The sequence below is a fragment of the Humibacillus sp. DSM 29435 genome (genome assembly GCF_001758225.1).
GTDB lineage: Bacteria > Actinomycetota > Actinomycetes > Actinomycetales > Dermatophilaceae > DSM-29435.
In genome coordinates, this window is the sequence record NZ_MAST01000026.1 from 12,594 (window position 1) to 34,501 (window position 21,908).

At 69.3% G+C, this 21,908-nt stretch carries 23 protein-coding genes and 2 tRNA genes; 16 read left to right on the forward strand and 9 right to left on the reverse strand.

Features of this window, described 5'->3' with window-relative positions:
- Positions 1 to 56 precede the first annotated feature (56 nt).
- The 4 genes from BA895_RS15215 to pepN all read right to left on the reverse strand — a co-directional run bounded on the left by BA895_RS15215 (position 57) and on the right by pepN (position 4,731).
- A complete protein-coding gene (locus tag BA895_RS15215) occupies positions 57 to 662 on the reverse strand; it encodes a hypothetical protein (protein WP_371327721.1) in 606 nt (201 codons plus the stop codon).
- A gap of 135 nt (positions 663 to 797) precedes the next feature.
- Positions 798 to 1,184, reverse strand: a complete 387-nt coding sequence (locus BA895_RS15220) for a globin (RefSeq protein ID WP_070192751.1) — start codon at positions 1,182 to 1,184, stop codon at positions 798 to 800.
- 28 nt (positions 1,185 to 1,212) lie between these two features.
- Positions 1,213 to 2,151, reverse strand: coding sequence for a mechanosensitive ion channel family protein (locus BA895_RS15225; protein ID WP_083283413.1), 939 nt, complete (start codon positions 2,149 to 2,151; stop codon positions 1,213 to 1,215).
- Positions 2,152 to 2,157: 6 nt separating this feature from the next.
- Positions 2,158 to 4,731: an aminopeptidase N gene (pepN, locus tag BA895_RS15230; protein ID WP_070192752.1), complete on the reverse strand. Its 2,574-nt coding sequence runs from the start codon at positions 4,729 to 4,731 to the stop codon at positions 2,158 to 2,160.
- 169 nt (positions 4,732 to 4,900) lie between these two features.
- Here pepN and BA895_RS15235 point away from each other — a divergent pair, with 169 nt between their 5' ends.
- The 3 genes from BA895_RS15235 to BA895_RS15245 are packed head-to-tail and all read left to right on the forward strand — an operon-like array spanning position 4,901 to position 7,190.
- Positions 4,901 to 5,512 (forward strand): DsbA family protein, encoded by a 612-nt coding sequence (locus BA895_RS15235; protein WP_070192776.1) that lies wholly within the window; start codon positions 4,901 to 4,903, stop codon positions 5,510 to 5,512.
- 25 nt (positions 5,513 to 5,537) lie between these two features.
- Positions 5,538 to 6,020, forward strand: a complete 483-nt coding sequence (locus BA895_RS15240) for a ribose-5-phosphate isomerase (RefSeq protein WP_070192753.1) — start codon at positions 5,538 to 5,540, stop codon at positions 6,018 to 6,020.
- A 57-nt stretch (positions 6,021 to 6,077) separates the two neighbouring features.
- Complete coding sequence (locus BA895_RS15245; RefSeq protein WP_070192754.1) at positions 6,078 to 7,190, forward strand: PP2C family protein-serine/threonine phosphatase; 1,113 nt, start codon at positions 6,078 to 6,080, stop codon at positions 7,188 to 7,190.
- Between the two features lie 71 nt (positions 7,191 to 7,261).
- Here BA895_RS15245 and BA895_RS15250 read toward each other — a convergent pair whose 3' ends face one another.
- Positions 7,262 to 7,465 carry an antitoxin gene (locus tag BA895_RS15250; RefSeq protein WP_070192755.1) on the reverse strand — a complete coding sequence of 68 codons (204 nt, stop codon included), beginning with the start codon at positions 7,463 to 7,465 and terminating at the stop codon, positions 7,262 to 7,264.
- A 130-nt stretch (positions 7,466 to 7,595) separates the two neighbouring features.
- Between BA895_RS15250 and trmB the strand changes: the two genes are divergently transcribed.
- A complete protein-coding gene (gene trmB / locus BA895_RS15255; protein WP_254666493.1) occupies positions 7,596 to 8,288 on the forward strand; it encodes a tRNA (guanosine(46)-N7)-methyltransferase TrmB in 693 nt (230 codons plus the stop codon).
- 38 nt (positions 8,289 to 8,326) lie between these two features.
- On the opposite strand, the gene BA895_RS15260 is transcribed toward trmB, so the two are convergent.
- A tRNA-Pro gene (locus BA895_RS15260) sits at positions 8,327 to 8,400 on the reverse strand.
- Between the two features lie 104 nt (positions 8,401 to 8,504).
- Between BA895_RS15260 and BA895_RS15265 the strand changes: the two genes are divergently transcribed.
- The 4 genes from BA895_RS15265 to BA895_RS15280 all read left to right on the forward strand — a co-directional run bounded on the left by BA895_RS15265 (position 8,505) and on the right by BA895_RS15280 (position 9,966).
- Positions 8,505 to 8,578 (forward strand) — tRNA-Gly (locus BA895_RS15265).
- 22 nt (positions 8,579 to 8,600) lie between these two features.
- Positions 8,601 to 8,846, forward strand: a complete 246-nt coding sequence (locus tag BA895_RS23995; protein ID WP_070192756.1) for a hypothetical protein — start codon at positions 8,601 to 8,603, stop codon at positions 8,844 to 8,846.
- A 180-nt stretch (positions 8,847 to 9,026) separates the two neighbouring features.
- Positions 9,027 to 9,686, forward strand: coding sequence for a VanZ family protein (locus BA895_RS15275; RefSeq protein ID WP_070192757.1), 660 nt, complete (start codon positions 9,027 to 9,029; stop codon positions 9,684 to 9,686).
- Positions 9,652 to 9,966: a DUF2087 domain-containing protein gene (locus BA895_RS15280; protein WP_070192758.1), complete on the forward strand. Its 315-nt coding sequence runs from the start codon at positions 9,652 to 9,654 to the stop codon at positions 9,964 to 9,966. The genes BA895_RS15275 and BA895_RS15280 overlap by 35 nt, the downstream gene beginning before the upstream one ends.
- Positions 9,967 to 10,025: 59 nt before the next feature.
- On the opposite strand, the gene BA895_RS15285 is transcribed toward BA895_RS15280, so the two are convergent.
- A complete protein-coding gene (locus BA895_RS15285; protein WP_254666494.1) occupies positions 10,026 to 10,523 on the reverse strand; it encodes a hypothetical protein in 498 nt (165 codons plus the stop codon).
- A gap of 110 nt (positions 10,524 to 10,633) precedes the next feature.
- Here BA895_RS15285 and tig point away from each other — a divergent pair, with 110 nt between their 5' ends.
- From tig to BA895_RS15325, 8 genes are all read left to right on the forward strand, one after another.
- Entirely contained in the window at positions 10,634 to 12,043 is a 1,410-nt protein-coding gene (gene tig, locus BA895_RS15290; RefSeq protein ID WP_070192760.1) for a trigger factor, read from the forward strand.
- Between the two features lie 139 nt (positions 12,044 to 12,182).
- Complete coding sequence (locus tag BA895_RS15295; protein WP_070192761.1) at positions 12,183 to 12,434, forward strand: hypothetical protein; 252 nt, start codon at positions 12,183 to 12,185, stop codon at positions 12,432 to 12,434.
- A 137-nt stretch (positions 12,435 to 12,571) separates the two neighbouring features.
- The gene (locus BA895_RS15300) at positions 12,572 to 13,255 is read left to right on the forward strand and encodes an ATP-dependent Clp protease proteolytic subunit (protein ID WP_070192762.1); all 684 of its coding nucleotides are present in this window, start codon (positions 12,572 to 12,574) and stop codon (positions 13,253 to 13,255) included.
- 34 nt (positions 13,256 to 13,289) lie between these two features.
- The gene (locus tag BA895_RS15305) at positions 13,290 to 13,946 is read left to right on the forward strand and encodes an ATP-dependent Clp protease proteolytic subunit (RefSeq protein WP_070192763.1); all 657 of its coding nucleotides are present in this window, start codon (positions 13,290 to 13,292) and stop codon (positions 13,944 to 13,946) included.
- Between the two features lie 158 nt (positions 13,947 to 14,104).
- The gene (gene glpK / locus BA895_RS15310; RefSeq protein ID WP_070192764.1) at positions 14,105 to 15,622 is read left to right on the forward strand and encodes a glycerol kinase GlpK; all 1,518 of its coding nucleotides are present in this window, start codon (positions 14,105 to 14,107) and stop codon (positions 15,620 to 15,622) included.
- 67 nt (positions 15,623 to 15,689) lie between these two features.
- Positions 15,690 to 17,420, forward strand: a complete 1,731-nt coding sequence (locus BA895_RS15315) for a glycerol-3-phosphate dehydrogenase/oxidase (protein WP_070192765.1) — start codon at positions 15,690 to 15,692, stop codon at positions 17,418 to 17,420.
- A gap of 186 nt (positions 17,421 to 17,606) precedes the next feature.
- On the forward strand, positions 17,607 to 18,884 hold the full coding sequence (gene clpX, locus BA895_RS15320; protein WP_070192766.1) for an ATP-dependent Clp protease ATP-binding subunit ClpX: 1,278 nt from the start codon (positions 17,607 to 17,609) through the stop codon (positions 18,882 to 18,884).
- A 16-nt stretch (positions 18,885 to 18,900) separates the two neighbouring features.
- Complete coding sequence (locus BA895_RS15325) at positions 18,901 to 19,554, forward strand: hypothetical protein (protein WP_254666495.1); 654 nt, start codon at positions 18,901 to 18,903, stop codon at positions 19,552 to 19,554.
- A gap of 61 nt (positions 19,555 to 19,615) precedes the next feature.
- Here the strand turns inward: BA895_RS15325 and BA895_RS15330 are convergent, their stop codons facing one another.
- Both BA895_RS15330 and BA895_RS15335 read right to left on the reverse strand, forming a co-directional pair.
- A complete protein-coding gene (locus tag BA895_RS15330) occupies positions 19,616 to 21,172 on the reverse strand; it encodes a DHA2 family efflux MFS transporter permease subunit (RefSeq protein ID WP_070192778.1) in 1,557 nt (518 codons plus the stop codon).
- A 46-nt stretch (positions 21,173 to 21,218) separates the two neighbouring features.
- Entirely contained in the window at positions 21,219 to 21,890 is a 672-nt protein-coding gene (locus BA895_RS15335; RefSeq protein WP_070192768.1) for a TetR/AcrR family transcriptional regulator, read from the reverse strand.
- Positions 21,891 to 21,908: the final 18 nt, after the last annotated feature.

Consider the following 21,908-nt stretch of genomic DNA (forward strand, 5'->3'; position numbering starts at 1 on the left):
GCCGGCCCGCCCACGCAGTGAGCGCGCGGGCGGGCCTCGTCGGGACGAGAGCGTCGTCAGCGTTGCCCTCGGTCGCCACCCATCCCGATCACGCCGGCCTTGGCCGCCTTCTTGACGGCGTCCGCCTCGGCCTGGGTGAGCTTGCTGTCCTTGACGGCCTGAGCGAGGCGGTCGTCGAACGCCTTGGTGCGATGGGCCTCCGCTGCCGTTCGCAGCTCGGTGAACGCCGCCTTCACCTTGGCGCTGTCGATGCCCAGCTTGCTCGCCAGCTTGGTGGCGAGCTCGTTGTCGCGGACGCTCCGGTCGGGCTTGGCGGCCCCGTCGGGCTTGATGCCGTCGGGCCTGATGCCGTCGGCCGGCTTCATCTCCTCGCGCACCGTGGTCAGCGCTGTCTGAAGCTTGGTCTGGTCGACGCCGAGCGTGGTCGCGAGCGAGCCCAGGTCGAGCCCGCGCCCCGGCCCGCCCCCGTGTCGACCGCCCGGGCCGTGACCGGCGCGAGACGAGCTTGAGGCGGCATCCCCCGAGCTCTGGGTCGAGGTGGACGTCGGGGTCGGGGTGGTCGTGTCGGCCTGGGCGACGCCCGAGACACCGAACCCGATCGCGGCGGCGGCGGCGGTCGCGGCCGCCATGCTCACGGCCTTCTTCTTCGCAGTCATCGACATGGTGGGGGTTTCCTCACAGCTGTGGCCCGGCCCCTGCTGGGCTCGAGTCCTGACACCCCCGACCATGCCCAGCGCACCTGTCCGCAACGGCATTCCCAGCCTGTGGGTTGCTGTGAACCCTGAGACGCCGCGAGCTCAGACGGCGCCGTCAGGCCCGGGTGTGTTCACCAGCGAGTAAGCCGCTCGAGTGAGGTAGTCGCGAAGCCGCTCGTCGTCGTCGGGCGAGAGAGCCAGGGTGTCGACGGCGTTCAACATGTGCAGCAGCCAACGGTCGCGCATGTCGGGCGTGACGGCGTACGGCACGTGTCGCATGCGCAGGCGGGGATGACCACGCTGGTCGGAGTAGGTCGTCGGGCCGCCCCAGTACTGCTCGAGGAACATCCGCAGACGCTCCTCGGCAGGGCCGAGGTCGGCTTCGGGGTAGAGCCCGCGAAGCACCTCGTCGTCGGCCACGCCACGATAGAACTCGTGAACGAGCTTGCTGAAGGCTGCGTGGCCACCGAAGTCGTCGTAGTAGGTCACCGGGCCAGTCTCCCAGAGCGGCCCGGCCTCACTTCGCCGGGCCGGGTCCGAAGGGCGGTATCACCGGAGGTGTGCGCACCCCGGCCGCGTCGAGGGCGAGCTTGATGCGCTCGCGCATCTCCCGTTGCACGCCGAAGTGCTGCTGCGCCACGGTCTTCGCCACGACCCGGATGGTTGTTGCGCCGTTGGCGACCGACTCGACCCCGACCACCTCCGGCACCTCGAGCAGCCGCTCGGACCACGGCTCGTCGGCGTCCATCGCGGTGACCACGCCCCGGATGATGTCCATGGCGCCGTCGACGTTCTCGTCGTAGGCGATCGCCACGTCGAGCAGGGCGGTCGACCAGCCCTGAGACCTGTTGCCGATACGCACGACCTCACCGTTGCGCACATACCAGGCGACGCCCTGGGCGTCGCGCAGCTGCGTTACGCGCAGCGAGACGTTCTCGACGGTGCCGACCACCTCGCCGGTGTCGATGACATCGCCCACGCCGTACTGGTCCTCCACGATCATGAAGACCCCGGAGAGGAAGTCCTTGACGAGGCTCTGCGCCCCGAAGGCCAAGGCCACGCCACCGACTCCCGCCGAGGCGAGCATCGGGCCGAGGGGGATGCCGACGATCGACAAGATCGTCAGGCCCGCCACCCCGAACACGACGAACGTGGTGATGCTGCGCAGCAGCGCGCCCATCGTCTGGGCGCGTTGGGTGTGCCGCTCGCTCGCCATCCCCGCCGCCGCCAGAGCCCGGCCGGCCCCGGGCAGCCCGGCCAGCCGCGTGGCGTGCCGGCTGGTCGTGGCCTGCACGACGCGCCGAATCCCCCGGTGCAGCGCCCACCGGGCGCCCACCGAGACGACGAGGACGATGAGGATGGAGACCGGGGCGCCGACCAGCCAGCTGACGAAGCTGTCCATGGTCAGCGTCGGGATCGCCGCCACCGCAGGGATCGCCGTGTGTGCCGCCGGCATCCTCCCTCAGCCCTGCGCGTCGCGGGCCTGCGCCCGCAGGGCACGCGAGATCGTGTCGCGGTTCTCGGCCACGGTTCGCACGAGGCCGGGCGCGGCGTAGGGGTGAGCGGCCAGCCAGGCGTCGGAGGCCTCCTTCAGCTCGGCGCTGGCCAGCGAGAACGGGTAGAAGCCGCCGACGACGCGCTCGCCGATCGCGGCACTCCGGCTCGCCCAGGCTTCGACCGCCACGGCGTGGTACCTCTCGATGTAGGGCTCGAGCAGCGACAGGTCGCAGCTGCGTCGGAACCCGGCGCTGACCGCCTCGACCATCTGGTTCGAGAGCACGTTCGCCTCGACCGCCTCCGCCCAGGCCTGGGCCTTGGCCTCGGCCGTCGGGCGAGCGGCCAGGGCCTCGTGGGCACGCTCCTTGCCGGTCGAGGTGCGGTCACGACCGAGCTCGGCCTCGATCTGTGTGTCGTCAGCCGCGCCGATGGCTGCGAGCGCCTTGACCAGGGTCCACCGCAGCTCGGTGTCGATCTCGAGACCGGGCAGCACGTCGTCTCCGGAGAGCAGTGCCCGCAGGGGTGCTTCGGCGCTGGGATCGGAGGTGCCGTCAGCCCACGCCTGCACGAGCTGGAACTGAGCGTCGCTGCCTGGTTCGGCCGCCAGGGCCAGGTCATGCAACGAGGAGGTCAGCAGCGCGGCCGTCTCGTCGCGGTGGGCCGGTGCGGTGTAGAGACGGGCCGCTGTCGAGAGCTGCCCGATAAGCACCCCCAGCATCGTGGAGTCGTTCTCGCCCGGCAGGGTCTCGAGCACGAAGCGCACGAAGTCACGAGCCGACATCTCGGCGTCGCGGGTCATGTCCCACGTGGCCCCGAGCACGAGGGAGCGGGGGAGGGAGTCGGTGAAGCCCCGCGGCAGGCGCAGGGCGGTCGCGAGCGACCGCTCGTCGAGGCGGATCTTGGCGTAGGCGAGGTCGTCGTCGTTGACGAGCAGCAGGTCGGGCTGGGCCATCCCGACGAGTGCCGCGATCTCGGTGCGCTCACCGGCGATGTCGACCTCGTCGTAGCCCACCCGCTCGAGCCCGTCGCCGTGCTCGCCCGGCCGAGCGGCGTACCGCCCGATGCCCAGTCGATGCGGGCGCAGGGTGGGATGTACGTCGCTCGCCGTCTGGCTGATCGCGAACGAGGTGTACCGGCCGTCGGCGTCGACCTCGAAGACCGGCCGCAGCGTGTTGACGCCCGCAGTCTCGAGCCAGAGCCGGCTCCACTCGGTCAGCTCGCGACCGGATGCCGTCTCGAGCTCGCCGAGCAGGTCGGCAAGCGTCGTGTTCCCCCAAGCGTGCTTGCGGAAGTACTCGCGAAGGGCGGCCACGAAGGGTTCACGACCGACGTAGGCGACGAGCTGCTTGAGCACCGACGCGCCCTTGGCGTAGGTGATTCCGTCGAAGTTCACCTCGACATCCTCGAGGTGGCGCATGTCGGCCGCGATCGGGTGGGTCGAGCTGAGCTGGTCCTGCGCGTAGGCCCAGGCCTTCTCGGACGTGCCGAACGTGGTCCAGGCGCTCGACCACTGTGTCGCCTCGGCCTGGCAGGTCGTCGAGGCCCACTCGGCGAACGACTCGTTGAGCCAGAGGTCGTCCCACCACTTCATCGTCACCAGGTTGCCGAACCACATGTGCGCGAGCTCGTGCAGGATGGTCAGGGCGCGGCGCTCGACCTTGGCCTCGGAGACCTTCGAGCGGAAGACGTAGACCTCCACGAAGGTCACCGCGCCGGCGTTCTCCATCGCGCCCATGTTGTACTCCGGCGTGAAGATCTGGTCGTACTTCTCGAACGGGTAGGGCTGGTCGAACTCCCGCTCGAAGAAGGCAAAGCCCTTCTTGGTGGCGTCGAAGATGTTGTCGGCGTCGAGGTACTGGGTGAGCGACCGGCGGCAGAACACTCCGAGCGGCACGGTGCCGGCTCTGGTCTCCACCTCGTCGCGCACCTCGTCGTAGGGCCCTGCGATGAGCGCGGTGATGTAGGAGGAGATGCGTCTCGTCGGCGAGAAGCCCCACGTCGCGCGCTCGACGCCCTCGGCGACGCCGGCCGGCACGGGCTCGGGCGTGGGGGAGTTCGAGATCACCTTCCAGTGCGCGGGAGCCGTCACCGTGAACCGGAAGCTGGCCTTGAGGTCGGGCTGCTCGAAGACGCTGTAGACCCGCCGGGAGTCAGGCACCTCGAACTGGGTGTAGAGGTAGACCTCGTTGTCGACGGGGTCGACGAAGCGGTGCAGCCCCTCGCCGGTGTTCGTGTAGCTTCCGGTGGCCTGCACCGTGAGCTCGTTCTCGGCCGCCAGCCCGACCAACGCGATGCGTGAGTCGGCGAAGGCGGATGCCGGATCGACCGCCTTGCCGTTGAGGGTGATCGACTCGACCGACGCGGCGATGAGGTCGATGAAGCTGTCGGCGCCGGGCTCGGAGCAGGCGAACCGCACCGTGGTGACGGTCTCGAACGTGGTCGGACCCGTCGTGAGGTCGAGGCGCACGTCATAGTCGTCGACGCGCAGGATGTGGGCGCGGGCGGCGGCTTCGTCACGGGTCAGGTTCTTGCCGGGCACAGAGGGTCCTCTCGATGGCGGTCGTGGTGGTCGGCAGCGGCGCGACCGAGCTGGGATCGGCGTCATCGCGCTCAACATCCTCGCACGGACCTCCTCCCGGACCGCCATCTCCGACCCGACCCGGGCACCGCCGTCAACGCCTATGCGGTCGCAGTGTCATGATGACGACATGGCTGATGAGCAGACGTCCGTGGAGCTGTGGTTCGACCCGTTGTGCCCATGGGCGTGGATGACCTCGCGGTGGCTTATGGAGGTCGAGCGCCAACGCGACATCGCCGTGACCTGGTCGGTGATGAGCCTGGCGGTGCTCAACGAGGGTCGCGAGCTCGACGCCGACTACCGCGACATGATGGACCGTGCCTGGGGCCCCGTGCGGGTCATCATCGCGGCCCGGGAGCAGCACGGCGACGAGGTCGTCAAGAAGCTCTACGACGCGTTCGGCACGCGGATCCACCTCGGCGAGAACCCTGACCTGGACCTCGTCATCAAGGAGGGGCTCGATGAGGTGGGCCTCCCGGCCGAGCTGGCCGAGGCGGCGCACGTCGACGACTACGACACGTTGCTGCGCGCCAGCCACGAGCGCGGCATCAGCCTCGTGGGTGACGAGGTGGGCACGCCGGTGATCTCGGTCGACGGGGTGGCCTTCTTCGGACCGGTCGTGACCCCCGCCCCGAAGGGCCAGGCCGCCCTCGACCTCTTCGACGGCTGCGTGCTCGTCGCGGGCACTCCCGGCTTCTACGAGCTGAAGCGCACCCGCACAAAGGGCCCCGACTTCTCCTGACCCCGGATCGACCGAGAGGACCGACATGCGCATCCACATCGGCGGTGACCACGCAGCCTTCGAGCTGCATCACGCGCTCGTCGAGCACCTGCAGCAGGGGGGTCACGACGTCATCGACCACGGGCCGTTCGAGTACGACGACCAAGATGACTACCCGGTCTTCGTGCTGCGCGCGGCCGAGGCCGTGGCCGCCGACCCAGGCTCGCTCGGCGTCGTGCTCGGCGGGTCGGGCAACGGTGAGCAGATGGCCGCGAACAAGGTGACCGGCATCCGGGCTGCGTTGGCCTACGACCCCGAGCTGGCGCGCCTGGCTCGCCAGCACAACGACGCGCAGATCGTCTCTCTCGGCGCGCGGTTCACCGCGGTCGCCCTGGCCCAGGAGATCGTCGACGTCTTCGTCGCCACCGATTTCTCCGATGAGCCACGCCACGCCCGCCGCCTCGGTATGGTGACGGCCTACGAGGCATCCCGACAGCTCCCGTCCCCCCCGGAGAGCACCGCCCCCTGAGCACCGTGGATCCTGGCCGTACGTCCCCGGCGCGAGCGATCCCGGGAAGGAACGTACGTGGCCGCCCAGGCGACCGTCAGAGCCAGAGCCCATGCCGTGACGAAGCCGTTGCGCCAGCTTCGTCTGCGCACCCCCGTGGTCGAGCGGTCACCGTGGCTGCTGGTCGTCTGCTTCCTGGCCGGGGGCATGCTCACCGGCTGGGCGATCTTCGTGTGGCCGAGCGACATCCCGTGGTCGGTTTTCGGGTTCATCGTCGTCGCTGCCGGCCTCTTCCTCGAGCCGCGACTGCTCATGGTCGTCTACCTCGGTGTCGCTGCCGTGATCGCCGCGGTGGGCGTTCGGCTCGGCCCCACGCGCCCGATCGTCATCGGCGGTGAGGTGGCGATCGCCGCCACCATGGGCCTGATGCTCTGGCTGGCGCACGCTCGGGCCCAGCTCGGGGTGGTCGGGGTCAGCGGAGAGTCGATGCTGGTCGACATGCGTGACCGCCTGCGCGCCCAGGGCGAGCTGCCCGAGCTGCCCCCGTCGTGGGCCGCTGAGGTTGCGCTCGAGTCGGCCTACGGCGACGGGTTCGCCGGTGACTTCATCGTGGCCAGCCGCTCGACCGACGGCTCGATGCTCGAGATCGCGCTCGTCGACGTCTCGGGCAAGGGCCGGCAGGCGGGCACCCGTTCGCTGCTGCTCTCGGGGGCTCTGGGCGGCCTGCTCGGCGAGATGAGCGAGGGCGGCTTTCTTCGCTCGGCGAACAACCACCTGCTGCGACTGCGTTGGCCGGAGGGCTTCGCCACCGCGGTGCACGTCGCGATCCACCTCGACACCGGGGCCTTCACGATCGGCTACGCCGGGCATCCGGCCGCAGCCCAGTTCTCGGCCGGCTCCGGGCGCTGGCGCATGCTCGCCGGGGGACGGGGGCCGTTGCTCGGCGTCATCGAGCACGCCGACTACCCGCGCGAGTCAGGAACATTGCGCCGTGGCGATGCCCTTGTGCTCTACAGCGACGGCGTGATCGAGTCGCGCGACAAGTCTCTCATCGAGGGCATCGACCGGATGCTGGGCAGCGCGGAGTCGTTCGTGACCAAGGGCTTCGACGGACTCGCTCGCCGGCTGTGTGACCAAGCCATGGCCGGACACGGCGACGACCGGGCCGTCATCACCATCTGGCGCCGCTGAGCCCAAGCCGAGCGGGGGGAGGCAACCTCGCCGGTCGCCTCCCCCCCGCGGTGGCGCAGAGGCCTGGTGCGTCAGGAGATGTCGTCGTTCTTGCCGTCGAGTCCGTCGAGTCCGTCCTTGACCTTCTGCTGGCCCATGTCGACCTTGTCGGCGTACTTGCCGCCGGTCTTCTCGTCGACGAGGTCACCGGCCTTGTCGATGCCTTCGCCGGCCTTGTCACCGTGCTGGTCGACGAGCTCGGTGACCTTGTCCTTGATGTTGTCGAAGACGCCCATCGGGGCTTCCTTTCGTCGTCGGGGACCTCGGACGAACCCCGTGGCGGCAACGGTAGTCCCCCGGCTTGGGCTGCGGGTCGCCGCGACGCCGGGTGCCCGTCGGCACCCGCGGCTGGCTAGCATTCGGGCCGTGAGCCAACACTCGGGCGTGCCAGACCTGCCGGTGGGCGTCGTTCCCTCGCGGGTGCGAAGCTTCGTGCGCCGAGGGCGGTTCTCCGACCTCACCCGTAGCCGGCTGGAGCAGCTGGCACCGGGGCGAGCCCTGCCCGCGGGGCCCTTCGAGCCCCGAACGGTGTTCGAGCGCGACGCCCCGCTCGTGCTCGAGATCGGGTGTGGACACGGGGCGGCCGCGCTGGCCTACGCCGAAGAGCATCCTGACCATGACCTCGTGGCCATGGACGTGCACACTCCCGGGCTGGCCCGGATGCTGGCCGAGGCCGCCGACCGGGGGCTGCCGAACCTGCGGATCGAGATCGGTGACGCCGTCGTCTTCCTCGAGGCGCGAGTGGCGCCAGCAACGTTCGACGCCGTGCACCTGTTCTTTCCCGACCCGTGGCGCAAGCAGAAGCACACCAAGCGGCGCTTCGTCAGCCCGGCCAACCTCGACCTCCTCGCTGAGGTGCTGAGACCCGGAGGGCACGTGCTGGTCGCCACCGACCAGGACTTCTACGCCCGGCACGTGCTCGAGCAGGTCGGCGCCCACCCTCGGTTCGAGGCCCACGACTCGGCGCGGCCGTCGTGGCGGCCGACCGTGGGCTTCGAGGCCAAGGGCCGCGCCGCTGGTCGAACCATCACCGAGCTGCGGCTCGACCTCACCAGCTGAACCCACCAGCGTCACAGGTCGAGACCGCCACCACACCGTCGGGGCAACAGGATTCGAACCTGCGGCCTTCCGCTCCCAAAGCGGACGCGCTACCAAGCTGCGCCATGCCCCGTACACGCCACACCGTAGCCGGTGCCCGTCGCCACGCGATTTCCGGATGCCGGTGAGCGGGCAGTAGTCTGTGCCACCGAACCTCGGGTCGATGACCCGGTTCCTGCGGGCGTAGCTCAATGGTAGAGCCTCAGTCTTCCAAACTGATCACGCGAGTTCGATTCTCGTCGCCCGCTCCACAGTTCTGCAGGGTGCAGCCGCATGACGACCTGGCTCATCGAGGGCTTCGCGTCGGTACTGCTTTTCGCGTTCCTCTCGCTCGTGCTGGCAGGGCCGTTGCTGGCGGTGGTCTACCGACGGTTTCGGTACGCGGCCCCGCTGCCCACCCTGCTGGTGGCGGCCACGGCGCTGTACGGCGGCGCGCTGGTGGCCTTCACCACGTTTCCCTGCCGTCCAACATCGACCGGTACTGCCGTCCGGGCGCCGTCGTCGACTACTGGCAGCTGATCCCGCTCCACTCCCTCGACGAGGTGCTGACGAAGTACGAGGCGGTAGGGCTGAGCTCAACTCTCACCAGCGCCACCTTCCTGCAGGTGGTGTTCAACGTGCTGTTCTTCGTGCCACTCGGGTTTCTGGTGGCCTACGCCGCCCGCCGCGGCGTCGGGTCTGCGCTGGTGGCAGGGCTGGGTGGTCTCGCTGCTGATCGAGACCACCCAGGGCACCGGGATCTTCGGTCTGTACCCCTGCCCGTACCGGCTCGCCGACGTCGACGACCTGCTGACCAACACGCTGGGCGCCGTGATCGGCTGGTGCATCGGCGCGGGAGCCCGGCGAGCCTGGCCCTTCGTGCCGCCGCCGGCCCGGGTCGACCTCAAGCCACCGACCGGCCGTCGGCGTTTGGCCGCGGCCTTCGTCGACGTCAGCCTGGTCGTGCTGATGGGGGCCGGTTCCAGCGTGGTCCTGACGCTCTTCGCGGCGGTGCGCGGTGAGAAGGGCACCTCGCTGCAGATCCTCGCCGACGTGCTGCAGGTCGGCGTCACGGTGGTCGGTGGTGGTGCGGTTCGTGCTGCGCTGGCTGCCGATCATCATCTGGGGCCGGTCGCGCTCGCCCTGGTGACGCTCGTCGAGCTCGTCACGATCTGGGTGCGGTGCGACGACCGCAGCCTGTCGTCGGTGCTGACACGAACCGTCACCCGCACCCACGACGACATCGGGCGCCGTGACCAGAAGGCCGCTGAGCAGAGGGCCGCTGAGCAGAGGCCGCTGAGAAAACGGCATGACGGCGCCACCGGGCGCGACGTAGCGTTGAAGCATGGACCGGCCAGACCTGCAGCACGCCCTGAGTGACCGCGACGCGGTGCTGCGCGCCTTCGTCGCGCCCGACGGTTCCCTCAAGAGCATCCCGACGAAGATCCGCAAGCGGCTCGTCGTGCTCGACCTGCTGTCCCAGGAGTTCGAGCTCGGTGAGAGATACCCCGAGACCGAGGTCAACAACCGGCTGCGGGCCTTTCACCCCGATGTGGCCGCGCTGCGTCGCTACCTGGTCGAGGAGGGTTTCCTCGACCGGGCCGAGGGGCAGTACTGGCGCGCCGGCGGCACCACCGTCGCTGACCCTGCCGACCGCTGACCCTGCCGACCGCTGACCCTGCCGACCGCTGACCCGGCCAGCGGCATCCGGGATGCCGCTCAGCCCTGACGGAAACCGAGCGCCTCGCTGAGGTAGCTCTTCGCGCCGTCGGCCTCCAGGCCCCGCTCGGTCGCTGCCGCAGTGCGCGGTGAGGGCCAGGCGTGCAGCCAGAACAGGGCCAGGGCTCCGGGCAGGGCGATGGCGAGCGGCAGCCACGTGTGCGGGGTGAAGGCGAACGACACGGCGAAGGCGATGAGCACCGGCGCCTCGGCGAGGGCGGTGCGAAGCACCGTGGTCGAGGTGAAGAAGCGCAGAGACGTCGTCTCGGCGTTCTCGCGTGGCAGGCCGAGCGGCAGCGCCGGAACGCTGTAGCCCGCGTACGTGATGAGCAGGGCCCCCCCGAGCAGAGCCACGAGCACGACGGCGATGGCGAGCACCGACGGCATCGGCGCCGAGGGGTCGACGAAGACGCGCACGACGGTGATCATCAGGGCGCCCATCCCGACCGCGACACAGACCAGCTGGATGGGTCGCAGGGTCGCGGCAGCCGGGCTCATGGTGACCGAGCATAGATGGCGCATTTAGCCATCCGGCCTGCGCCCGTTAGCATGGCCTGTCGGTTGGTGTTTCCGCCGGCCCATCCCGCCGATCCCTTGGAGTACCCGCAGTGAAGAGTGCGCTCGAGACCCTCAGCCCGACCCGGGTCAAGATGACCGTCGAGGTCCCGTTCGAAGAGCTGAAGCCGAGCCTCGACGCGGCCATCAAGAACATCGGCGCGCAGATCCAGGTGCCCGGGTTCCGCAAGGGCAAGGTGCCGGCCCGCATCATCGAGCAGCGCGTCGGCCGGGCCGCCGTGCTCGAGGAGGCCGTGAACAGCGCGCTGCCGGAGTTCTACGGCCAGGCCCTGGCCGAGAACGAGGTTCGCCCCATGGGCCAGCCCGAGATCACCGACCTGCAGGTGCCCGCCACCGACGGCGAGGGCCTGACCTTCGTCGCCGAGGTCGACCGCCGGCCCGACATCGTGCTGCCCGACTTCGACGACATCGAGCTCATCGTCGACGAGGTCACCGTTGACCAAGCCGCAGTTCAGGAGCGTCTCGACGCCCTTCGTGCCCGCTTCGGCACCCTCGTCGGGGTCGAGCGCGCCGCCGTCGACGGCGACTTCGTGACGCTCGACCTCTCAGCCACGATCGGCGACGACGAGATCGACTCCGTCACCGGCGTCTCCTACGAGGTCGGCAGCAAGAACATGCTGGAGGGCCTCGACGAGGCACTCATCGGCATGACCGCCGACGAGACCAAGACCTTCACCGCCCCGCTCGCCGGCGGCGACCGTGAGGGCGCCGACGCCGAGTGCACCGTCACGGTCACCGCGGTCAAGGAGCGCGAGCTGCCCGAGCTCGACGACGACTTCGCCCAGCTGGCGTCCGAGTTCGACACCCTCGAGGAGCTGCAGGCCGACCTCGAGGGCAAGGTCGAGATCGACGCCAGGTTCGCGCAGGGAGTCTCGGCCCGCGACCAGCTGCTCGAGGCCATCCTCGAGAAGGTCGACGTGCCGATTCCCGAGGGTGTCGTCACCGCCGAGGTCACCAGCCACCTGGAGGGTGAGAACCGTCTCGACGACGACGAGCACCGCGCCGAGGTCGACGAGAGCACCCGCAAGGGCCTGAAGACCCAGCTCGTGCTCGACGCGATCGCCGAGGCCACCGAGGTGCAGGTCGCCCAGCAGGAGCTCATCGAGTTCCTGGTGATGAGCTCGCAGCAGTACGGCATGGACCCGAACCAGTTCGCCCAGCAGCTCGACCAGGACGGACAGATCCCCGCCATGGTGGCCGAGGTCGCCCGCCGCAAGGCGCTCGCCAGCGTGCTCGAGAAGGTGTCGGTCAAAGACACCGCCGGCAACGTCATCGACCTGAACGAGACCGTCCCCGGCACCGAGGACGACGAGGTCGAAGCGGTTGACGACATCGTGATCGAGGGCGAGGTCGCGGAGTCCACCGACGACGCAGTCGCTGCTGACACCGACGACGCAGTCGCTGCCGAGCCCACCGACGAGACGGTCACCAGCAACGCCTGAGCGACAGACCAGCACGGATGCCGTGAGGCCGGCTCCCGCACGGGAGCCGGCCTCACGCGTCTCGGTCGAGGGCGGGTCGCAACGGGTAGGTCGAGGATGGCCGATCGACGGCCTCGACGACGACCGTGAGGACCCAGTGATGAACAGCATCAGCGACGACACCGAAGACACCCGGAAAGCCACCCCGACCAGCGTCGAGCAGTCCGACGCCGAGCGCGGCAACCTCGATGGCAGCAGCGCCACCAACGCACCGCGTGAGCACTCCCTCGAGCAGGCGCAGGGCAACGGCTCGTTCGACGACGCGTCGGGCGACGACGCCGTCGACGGTGACGAGGCGCGGATGGCATCGGACGCGGGGGAGTCGGGCCAGGACGGTGGGTCGATGAGCTGACCGGCGTCTGCGGTTTGTCTGCTCAGGGCGAACAGCGCGCCAATGGGAAATCTCCCTCGTACCTCGCGCGTTAGGGTCAGTGACGAGCCAGCCGGCACCTGCAGACCGCGGTGCGGCCGACTGGACACACTTCGACGATGGAGACTTGGGTGACTTCGCAGACCTCCGCCAACGGCAACGGCATGCCGAGTGGTCTGGACGACCACATCTACAACCGCCTGCTCAAGGAACGCATCATCTTCCTGGGCTCAGACGTGCGCGACGACAACGCGAACGCGATCGCGGCGCAGCTGCTGCTGCTGTCGGCCGAAGACCCCGAGGCCGACATCTGGCTCTACATCAACAGCCCCGGTGGGTCGATCTCGGCCGGCATGGCCATCTTCGACACGATGAACTGGATCCCCAACGACGTGGCGACCGTGGCCATGGGCATGGCTGCCTCGATGGGCCAGTTCCTGCTGTCGGCCGGAACCCAGGGGAAGCGCTACGCCACCCCCCACGCCCGCGTCATGATGCACCAGCCCTCCGGCGGCATCGGCGGCACGGCCACCGACATCAAGATCCAGGCTGAGCAGATGCTCTACGTCAAGCAGCAGATGGCCATGCTCATCGCCGAGCACACGGGCCAGACCGAAGAGCAGATCACCCGTGACTCCGACCGTGACCGGTGGTTCAGCGCGCAGGAGGCCAAGGAGTACGGCTTCGTCGACCACGTCTTCACCAGCGCCGGCCAGGCCGTCGAGGGCTCCAGCGTGGGCCAGGCCGAGGCCAAGACCGACGGCCCGGGCGTCGACACCTCCGGCGCCACCGACAACGCCTGAGCACGACGGCATCCCAAGGATTTTGGAGACAGACATGATGATCAACCCCACCGCGCGCCTCGGCGACGCTGCCCAGCCGTCGAGCCGCTACATCCTGCCGCAGTTCGAGGAGCGCACCGCCTACGGCATGAAGCGTTCCGACCCCTACAACAAGCTCTTCGAGGACCGCATCATCTTCCTCGGGGTGCAGGTCGACGACGCCTCGGCCGACGACATCATCGCCCAGCTGCTGGTGCTCGAGTCGCTCGATCCTGACCGCGACATCCTGATGTACATCAACAGCCCCGGTGGCTCGTTCACGGCGATGACGGCCATCTACGACACGATGCAGTTCGTCCGGCCCGACATCCAGACCTTCGTCATCGGGCAGGCCGCCTCAGCCGCCGCAGTGCTGCTCGGAGCCGGCGCCCCCAAGAAGCGCTTCGCCCTGCCGAACGCGCGCATCCTGATCCACCAGCCGGCCCTCTCGGGCGGTGAGTACGGTCAGGCGTCCGACATCGAGATCCAGGCCAACGAGGTGCTGCGCATGCGCACCTGGCTCGAGGACACCCTGGCCCACCACACCGGCCGTTCCTCGGAGCAGGTGCAGAGCGACATCGAGCGCGACAAGATCCTCTCGTCGGCCGAGGCCATGGAGTACGGCCTCATCGACGAGGTGCTCTCGTCACGCAAGGCCTCGCTCGAGACCTGAGTCGACGCGTCTCACGCCAGTCGGATGCCGCTGGACCCATCGGGTGACCGAGCGGGCCCAGCGGCATCCGTGTGCCGGCACGCCGAGATCGCGGTGGGTGTGCCGTGGTGTCGGAACTGCGCCAAGATCGAGACCAGCCACATCGCAAAGGAGCACTCATGGCGAAGTACGTGGGTTCGATCGACCAGGGCACGACCAGCACGCGCTTCATGATCTTCGACCACTCGGGCAACGAGGTGGCCCGCCACCAGCTCGAGCACGAGCAGATCCTGCCCCAGGCGGGCTGGGTCGAGCACAACCCCGTCGAGATCTGGGAACGCACCTCCTCGGTGATCCAGACGGCACTCGGCAAGGCCAACCTCACCAGCTCTGACCTCGTCGCGCTCGGCATCACCAACCAGCGCGAGACGACGGTCGTCTGGGACAGAACCACGGGCCGGCCCTACTACAACGCCATCGTCTGGCAGGACACCCGCACCGACCGCATCGCCTCGGCTCTCGACCGCGACGGGCGTGGCGACGTCATCCGCGCCAAGGCCGGCCTGCCGCCCGCGACCTACTTCGCCGGGGGAAAGATCCAGTGGATCCTCGAGAACGTCGACGGCGTGCGGGAGGCGGCCGAGAAGGGTGACGCGATCTTCGGTACGACCGACAGCTGGTTGATCTGGCAGCTGACCGGGGGCACCGACGGCGGGGTGCACGTCACCGACGTCACCAACGCCAGCCGCACGATGATGATGAACCTCGAGACGCTCGACTGGGACGAAGAGCTGATGGGCTTCTTCGGCGTCCCGCGCTCGATGCTTCCCGAGATCAAGCCGTCGTCGTGCCCCGAGGGCTACGGCACGACGCGTGCCACCGGCCCCTTCCGGGGTGGGGTGTCCATCACGGGTGACCTCGGCGACCAGCAGGCAGCCACGGTCGGCCAGGTCTGCTTCGCCCCGGGAGAGGCCAAGAACACGTACGGCACGGGCAACTTCATGCTGCTCAACACCGGCACCGAGATCGTCCGCTCCGAGAACGGCCTGCTGACCACGGTGGCGTACAAGTTCGGCGACGACGACGCCGTCTACGCCCTGGAGGGGTCGATCGCCGTCACGGGCTCGGCCATCCAGTGGCTCCGCGACCAGCTCGGCATCATCAGTGGAGCCTCCCAGTCCGAGTCGCTGGCCCGGCAGGTCGACGACAACGGCGGCGTGTACTTCGTGCCGGCGTTCTCGGGCCTCTTCGCTCCCCACTGGCGCTCCGACGCGCGTGGCGTCATCGTCGGGCTGTCGCGTTTCAACACCAACGCACACGTGGCGCGCGCCACGCTGGAGGCCATCTGCTACCAGAGCCGCGACGTGGTCGTCGCGATGGAGCAGGACTCCGGCGTCAAGCTCGAGGTGCTCAAGGTCGATGGCGGCGTGACCGCCAACGAGCTGTGCATGCAGATCCAGGCCGACGTGCTCGGGGTTCCGGTCAGCCGTCCGGTGGTCGCCGAGACCACCGCACTGGGCGCGGCCTACGCGGCCGGCCTGGCCGTGGGCTTCTGGGCGACCACCGACGAGCTGCGAGAGAACTGGAACGAGTCGAAGCGCTGGCAGCCCACCTGGAGCGAGGAGCGGCGCGAGACCGGGTACGCCTGGTGGAAGAAGGCCGTCACCCGCTCACTCGACTGGGTCGACGTCGAATGAGACCGCTCCGGCTCTGTGCCCCCATCCCACCACCAGTGCGCGTGCTGCACGTGCCGAGAGGAAGCTGATGCGTACCGCCCCCCTGTCTCCCCAGCTACGAGACGCCGCCCTCGAGGAGATGGCTCGAGACACGCTGGACGTGTTGGTCATCGGCGGCGGGGTGGTGGGTGGCGGCGCCGCCCTCGACGCTGCCACCCGGGGCCTGCGCGTCGGGCTGGTGGAGGCGCGTGACTACGCCTCCGGCACCTCGAGCCGCTCGAGCAAGCTCATCCATGGCGGTCTGCGCTACCTCGAGATGCTCGACTTCCGTCTGGTCGCCGAGGCGCTGAAGGAACGCGGGCTGATGCTCGAGACGCTGGCCCCTCACCTGGTCAAACCGGTGTCGTTCGTCTATCCCCTGAAGGGCCGGGTGTGGGAGCGGGCCTACGCCGGGTCGGGCGTGGCCCTCTACGACGCCCTGTCGAAGGCCTCCGGTCATGGCGCCGGCGTGCCCCTGCACCGACACCTCACGCGACGGGGCGCTCGACGGGTCGTCCCGTCGTTGCGCAAAGACGCCCTGATCGGCGCCCTGCAGTACTACGACGCTCAGGTCGACGACGCCCGGCACACGATGTTCCTCTCCCGCACCGCCGCCGCCTACGGGGCGCACGTCGCCTCCCGCGCGCGGGTCACCCAGCTGCTGCGTGAAGGCGAGCGGGTCACCGGGGCCGTGGTGCACGACCTCGAGTCCGACCGGAGCTTCACGATCACCGCTCGACAGGTGATCAACGCCACCGGCGTGTGGACCGATGACACCCAGGCGATGGTGGGCGAGCGGGGGCAGTTCCACGTGCGCGCCAGCAAGGGCATCCACCTGGTGGTCCCGCGTGACCGCATCCGGTCGTCGTCAGGGCTGATCCTGCGCACCGAGAAGTCGGTGCTGTTCGTCATCCCGTGGGGCCGACACTGGCTGATCGGCACCACCGACACCGACTGGGAGCTCGACAAGGCCCACCCGGCGGCCAGCCAGGGTGACATCGACTACCTGCTGCGCCACGTCAACGAGGTGCTCGAGACACCCCTGACCCGGGCCGACGTCGAAGGCGTCTACGCCGGGCTGCGGCCGTTGCTCGCGGGGGAGTCCGACTCCACGTCGAAGCTCTCGCGTGAGCACGCCGTCGCCCACACGGTGCCCGGGCTGGTCGTCGTCGCCGGTGGCAAGTACACGACCTACCGGATCATGGCCAAGGATGCCGTCGACGAGGCTGTGCACGGGCTCGACGCCACCCACGACCGACGGATCCCGCCGTGCTGCACCGAGGAGATCCCGCTCCTCGGCGCCGAGGGCTACACGGCCCTGTGGAACCAGCGTCATCTGCTGGCCGAGCAGAGCGGCCTGCACGAGGTGCGCGTCGAGCATCTGCTGAACCGCTACGGGTCGCTGACGAGCGAGGTGCTGGAGCTCATCGAGGCCGACCCCTCGCTCGGCGAACCACTGGGCGGGGCCGAGGACTACCTCCGGGCCGAGGTCGTCTACGCCACCACCCACGAGGGCGCTCGCCACCTCGACGACGTGCTCACGAGGCGCACGCGCATCTCGATCGAGACCTTCGACCGAGGCACCGACTCGTGCCGCGAGGCGGCCGAGCTGATGGCTCCGGTGCTGGGCTGGACGCAGGAGCAGATGGCTCGCGAGGTGGAGCACTACCTCGCGCGGGTCGAGGCCGAGCGCGAGAGCCAGCAGATGCCCGACGACGCGACCGCCGATGCCGCCCGCAAGGGTGCTGCCGACGTAGTACCGATCACCACGGGAAGCTGACCGGGGCCGATTTTCCGGCCATGGGGGCCGGGGCGCCGTTTGTCCGCCATCAGCGGACAAACGGCGTTGCGCTATCGGTGACCGGCCGGTGAGTCGTCTAATAGGGGGGTGCCCCGGGGTCGGGGCGGGCAGGGAGCGGTCGGGGCGCCTCCTGCGCCGTAGTCGTCGACGGACCAGGAGCTTCCAGTGGCACGCATCGGAGAAGGCGGGGACCTGCTCAAGTGCTCCTTCTGCGGAAAGAGCCAGAAACAGGTCAAGAAGCTGATCGCCGGTCCGGGTGTGTACATCTGTGACGAGTGCATCGACCTGTGCAACGAGATCATCGAGGAAGAGCTCGCCGAGAGCAGCGAGCTGGGCCTGGACCACCTGCCCAAGCCGCGGGAGATCTTCGACTTCCTCGAGAACTACGTCATCGGCCAGGACATCGCCAAGAAGTCGCTGGCCGTCGCGGTCTACAACCACTACAAGCGCATCCAGGCGGGCGAGGGTGGGGCGCGCGACGACGACCACGTCGAGATCGCCAAGAGCAACATCCTGCTCATCGGGCCGACCGGGTCGGGCAAGACCTACCTGGCGCAGACCCTGGCCAAGATGCTCAACGTGCCGTTCGCCATCGCCGACGCGACCGCGCTGACCGAGGCCGGCTACGTCGGTGAAGACGTCGAGAACATCCTGCTCAAGCTGATCCAGGCGGCCGACTACGACGTCAAGAAGGCCGAGACGGGCATCATCTACATCGACGAGGTCGACAAGATCGCCCGTAAGAGCGAGAACCCGTCGATCACCCGCGACGTGTCGGGCGAGGGGGTTCAGCAGGCCCTCCTGAAGATCCTCGAAGGCACCACGGCTTCCGTGCCGCCGCAGGGGGGCCGCAAGCACCCGCACCAGGAGTTCATCCAGATCGACACCACGAACGTGCTCTTCATCGTCGGTGGCGCGTTCTCGGGGCTCGAGAAGATCATCGAGTCCCGTTCGGGGCGCAAGGGGCTGGGCTTCGGTCAGCCGCTGCACAACCCGAAGGACGTCGGCGACAGCTTCAGCGACGTGATGCCTGAAGACCTGCTGAAGTTCGGGCTCATCCCCGAGTTCATCGGGCGCCTGCCGGTGCTGACGACGCTGACGCCGCTCGACCAGCAGGCGCTGGTCAACATCCTCACGGTGCCGCGCAACGCGCTCGTGCGGCAGTACCAGAAGATGTTCGAGATCGACGGCGTCGAGCTCGAGTTCACCGCCGACGCGATCGAGGCGGTGGCCGACCAGGCCCTGTTGCGGGGCACGGGCGCGCGAGGCCTCCGGGCGATCATGGAGGAGGTGCTCCTGCCGGTCATGTTCGACGTGCCGAGCGACGACGACATCGCCCGGGTGGTCGTGACCGAGGAGGTCGTGCGCCACAACGTGCTGCCGACGATCGTGCGTCGCCCCGCCGAGCCGCGGGCCAAGCGCCCACGCAAGGAGTCCGCCTGAGGGCTGAGGCCCGGTGGTGACGCCGTTTCGGCTGCAGCTGGGGGATGCCGCCCCCCGCCAGCAGTCGCCGACCACCTGTGGCTCCGCCTCGTTGACCGTGGCCCGCATGCTGGCCGACCCGTGGTTCGCGAGGTGGATCACGCTCGGTCTCGCTCGGGAGGTCGACGCGGATGCCGGGCCGTCGGCAGCGGTCGAGGTGACGGCATCCGAACGCTTCGCCTGCTACGAGCAGGTCGTCGTGGGCCGTACCAACGCCCTCTTCGGGGGCGGCGGACGGCTGCAGCTGCCGTGGCCGCGAGCCTTGGGCACTCCGCCGTGGGGTGCCCGCCACGAGCTCGAGCTGGGGATCGGCGCTCCCGGCGAGCGGTTCGCGGTGCGCCCGCTGCGGGTCGGCTCACCCCGCAGCCTCGAGCGGGAGTTCGCGAACCTGTGCTCGCGCGTGGAACCTGGTCGGCCGGCGCTGCTCTACGTCGGCAACCGTTGGCTCCCGCGACACGTCGTGCTCGTTCTGCCCGCCACCGGGGCGTCGGAGCTCGACGTCTACGAGCCGTCGGCCGGTCGAGTGGTCGCCCTGCGACGCGAAGCCTTCGTCAACCGGTCGCTGGCGCTGGGTGGCTGGGACGTGCCCTGGGCCGCGGTCTGGGCCGACCGCGTCGTCAACGCATCCTGACGCCCGGTACGAAAGTGGCCACTCGACCGGGCAGGTCGAGTGGCCACTTTCGTACGGTTTCTCAGCCCGCGTGGACGGGCGCGGCGCCGTCGCTGGCCAGCTCCTCGTGCTTGACGGTGAGGAAGACCAGCACGATGACTCCGGCGGCCGCGATCATGATCGCGGCGACGAGGTAGGCCCGGCTGGCGCCGTAGCTGAAGGCCTCGGCCTGGATCATGGCCTTGGTCGCAGCCAGCTGCTCTGCGGTCGGGGCCGGTCCGCCCTGGGGCAGTGCGGCCGTCAGCTCGGCCGCCCGGTCGGCGAGGTTGTTGACGAAGATGGTGCTCAACGTTGCGAGCCCGAGCGTGCCACCGACCTGCTGCATGGTGTTGAGCACCGCCGAGGCGACGGAGGAGTCCTCATGGGCCACGGCGTGCACGGCGGTCAGGGTCATCGGTACGAAGATCAGGCCGAGCCCGAGAGCGAGCACGACGATCCAGGGCATCAGGTCCGCCGTGTAGGTGCTCTGGGGCGTCAGGTGGGTGAAGCCCCACATGCCGAGGGCGGCGAGGCCGGCCCCGGTGCCGGAGATCCAGCGCGGGTCGACGCGCGAGATGAGCTGGGAGGCGACCTGGGCGGCCACGACGATGCCGACCGAGAACGGCAGGAAGGCGAGACCGGTCTTGAGGGCCGAGTAGCCCAGGATCGTCTGGATGTAGATGCCGAGGAAGTAGAACATCGCGAACATGGCCGCGCCGACGATGAGCATCACGAAGTACGAGGTGCCGCGGGTGCGGTTGCCGGGGATGCGCATCGGCAGCAGCGGGTGCGAGACGCGCGTCTCGATGACGACGAAGGCCACGAGCAGCGCCACTCCGGCAGCAAGGAAGCTGACGGTGGTGGTGTCACCCCACGAGCTGCTGGCCGCGTGGGTCAGCCCGTACACGAGCGCCGACAGGCCCGCGATCGAGGTGATGGCCCCGGGAACGTCGATCGAGCCCCGACCGTCGTCGCTCTCGGTGAGGATGCGCTGGCCGAGCACGGCGACGACAACGCCGATCGGGAGGTTGATGAAGAAGTTCCAACGCCAGTCGATCTCGGTCAAGGCGCCGCCGAGGATGAGGCCGATGGCAGCGCCGGCGCCGGACATGGCGGCGAACACGCCCATGGCGCGGTTGCGTTCCCTACCGGCCGGGAAGGTGGTGGTGATCAGGGCGAGCGCGTTGGGCGCGGCGAGGGCGCCGCCGAGGCCCTGGACGGCCCGGGCGATGAGGATCGTCTGCTCGTTCTGGGCCAGGCCGGCGGCGAGCGACGAGAGGGTGAAGAGCACGATGCCCCAGACGAACATGCGGCGGCGTCCGTACAGGTCACCGAGGCGCCCACCGAGCAACAGCACGCCGCCGAAGGCGAGAGCGTAGATGGTGATGACCCACTGGAGGTTGGCCTGGCTGAAGCCCAGGTCGGTCTCGATGTGGGGCAGGGCGATGTTCACGATGGTGCCGTCGAGCACGATCATGAGCTGGGCGGCGCAGATGACGATGAGCGCCAGCCCGAGCTTTTTCGGGATGACCGCATCACCGGATGCCGTCATCGACGGGTCGGACGGTTGACCGACCTCGTCGACGGTGGTTGAAGACATGGGTTTCCTCTCGGACGTGCTTGGGGTGATGGTGGCTGCGGCGCTGTCAGCGACCAGGCCGTGCCGCAGCACGGTCGGATCTGCTGAGGGTGGCGGCGCACGCCGGGAGGACAACGGTGTCCACGAGCTGGGTGATGCGTTCCGGGCCGGGTCGCTTCCCCGAGAGCATGGCCTCGTGGATCGACAGGGCAGGAAGAATGGAGAGCAGCGTCTCGAGATCGGCGTCGGGGCCGAGCTCACCTCGCTGCTGGGCGTTGCGCAGCACGACGCGGGCAGCATCGGTCTTGGGCGCGATGAAGCGGGCGTGCAGCTCGGTCGCCAGCTCGGGGTCGCGGTGGATCACCGGCAGCAGGGCCGCCCACGTCTCGCTGACCACGGCGTCGTCGAGACCACCGTCGGCGCAGGCCTGACCGATGAGGTCACCGCGCAGCGACCCGGTGTTCGGGTCGCGCTCGGCGGGGCAGCCCACGAGCAGCCCGACCGCGTCAACCACCAGCTCACGCTTGTTCGGCCACCGTCGGTAGAGGGTGGCCTTCGAGGCACGGGCAGCGGCGGCCACCGCGTCGAAGGTGAGACGGTCGTAGCCCACGTCTCGCAGCACGTCGACGGCGGCGCGCAGGATCTCGGTCTCCCGCTCGCCGACCACACGCGGACGCGAGCCACCATGGGGGTGGGCGGAGGCAGGAACGTCGGGCGTCGTGCTGGACGGACCGCTCATACTCTCCCCCTTTGGGCT

Coding starts and splice junctions, on each gene's coding strand:
- BA895_RS15215 (WP_371327721.1), bottom strand. CDS start 662: ATGTCGATGACTGCGAAGAAGAAGGCCGTGAGCATGGCGGCCGCGACC.
- BA895_RS15225 (WP_083283413.1), bottom strand. CDS start 2,151: ATGCCGGCGGCACACACGGCGATCCCTGCGGTGGCGGCGATCCCGACG.
- BA895_RS15235 (WP_070192776.1), top strand. CDS start 4,901: ATGGCTGATGAGCAGACGTCCGTGGAGCTGTGGTTCGACCCGTTGTGC.
- BA895_RS15240 (WP_070192753.1), top strand. CDS start 5,538: ATGCGCATCCACATCGGCGGTGACCACGCAGCCTTCGAGCTGCATCAC.
- BA895_RS15250 (WP_070192755.1), bottom strand. CDS start 7,465: ATGGGCGTCTTCGACAACATCAAGGACAAGGTCACCGAGCTCGTCGAC.
- BA895_RS23995 (WP_070192756.1), top strand. CDS start 8,601: ATGACGACCTGGCTCATCGAGGGCTTCGCGTCGGTACTGCTTTTCGCG.
- BA895_RS15280 (WP_070192758.1), top strand. CDS start 9,652: ATGGACCGGCCAGACCTGCAGCACGCCCTGAGTGACCGCGACGCGGTG.
- BA895_RS15285 (WP_254666494.1), bottom strand. CDS start 10,523: ATGAGCCCGGCTGCCGCGACCCTGCGACCCATCCAGCTGGTCTGTGTC.
- BA895_RS15295 (WP_070192761.1), top strand. CDS start 12,183: ATGAACAGCATCAGCGACGACACCGAAGACACCCGGAAAGCCACCCCG.
- BA895_RS15300 (WP_070192762.1), top strand. CDS start 12,572: ATGGAGACTTGGGTGACTTCGCAGACCTCCGCCAACGGCAACGGCATG.
- BA895_RS15305 (WP_070192763.1), top strand. CDS start 13,290: ATGATGATCAACCCCACCGCGCGCCTCGGCGACGCTGCCCAGCCGTCG.
- glpK (WP_070192764.1), top strand. CDS start 14,105: ATGGCGAAGTACGTGGGTTCGATCGACCAGGGCACGACCAGCACGCGC.
- BA895_RS15315 (WP_070192765.1), top strand. CDS start 15,690: ATGCGTACCGCCCCCCTGTCTCCCCAGCTACGAGACGCCGCCCTCGAG.
- BA895_RS15330 (WP_070192778.1), bottom strand. CDS start 21,172: ATGTCTTCAACCACCGTCGACGAGGTCGGTCAACCGTCCGACCCGTCG.
- BA895_RS15335 (WP_070192768.1), bottom strand. CDS start 21,890: ATGAGCGGTCCGTCCAGCACGACGCCCGACGTTCCTGCCTCCGCCCAC.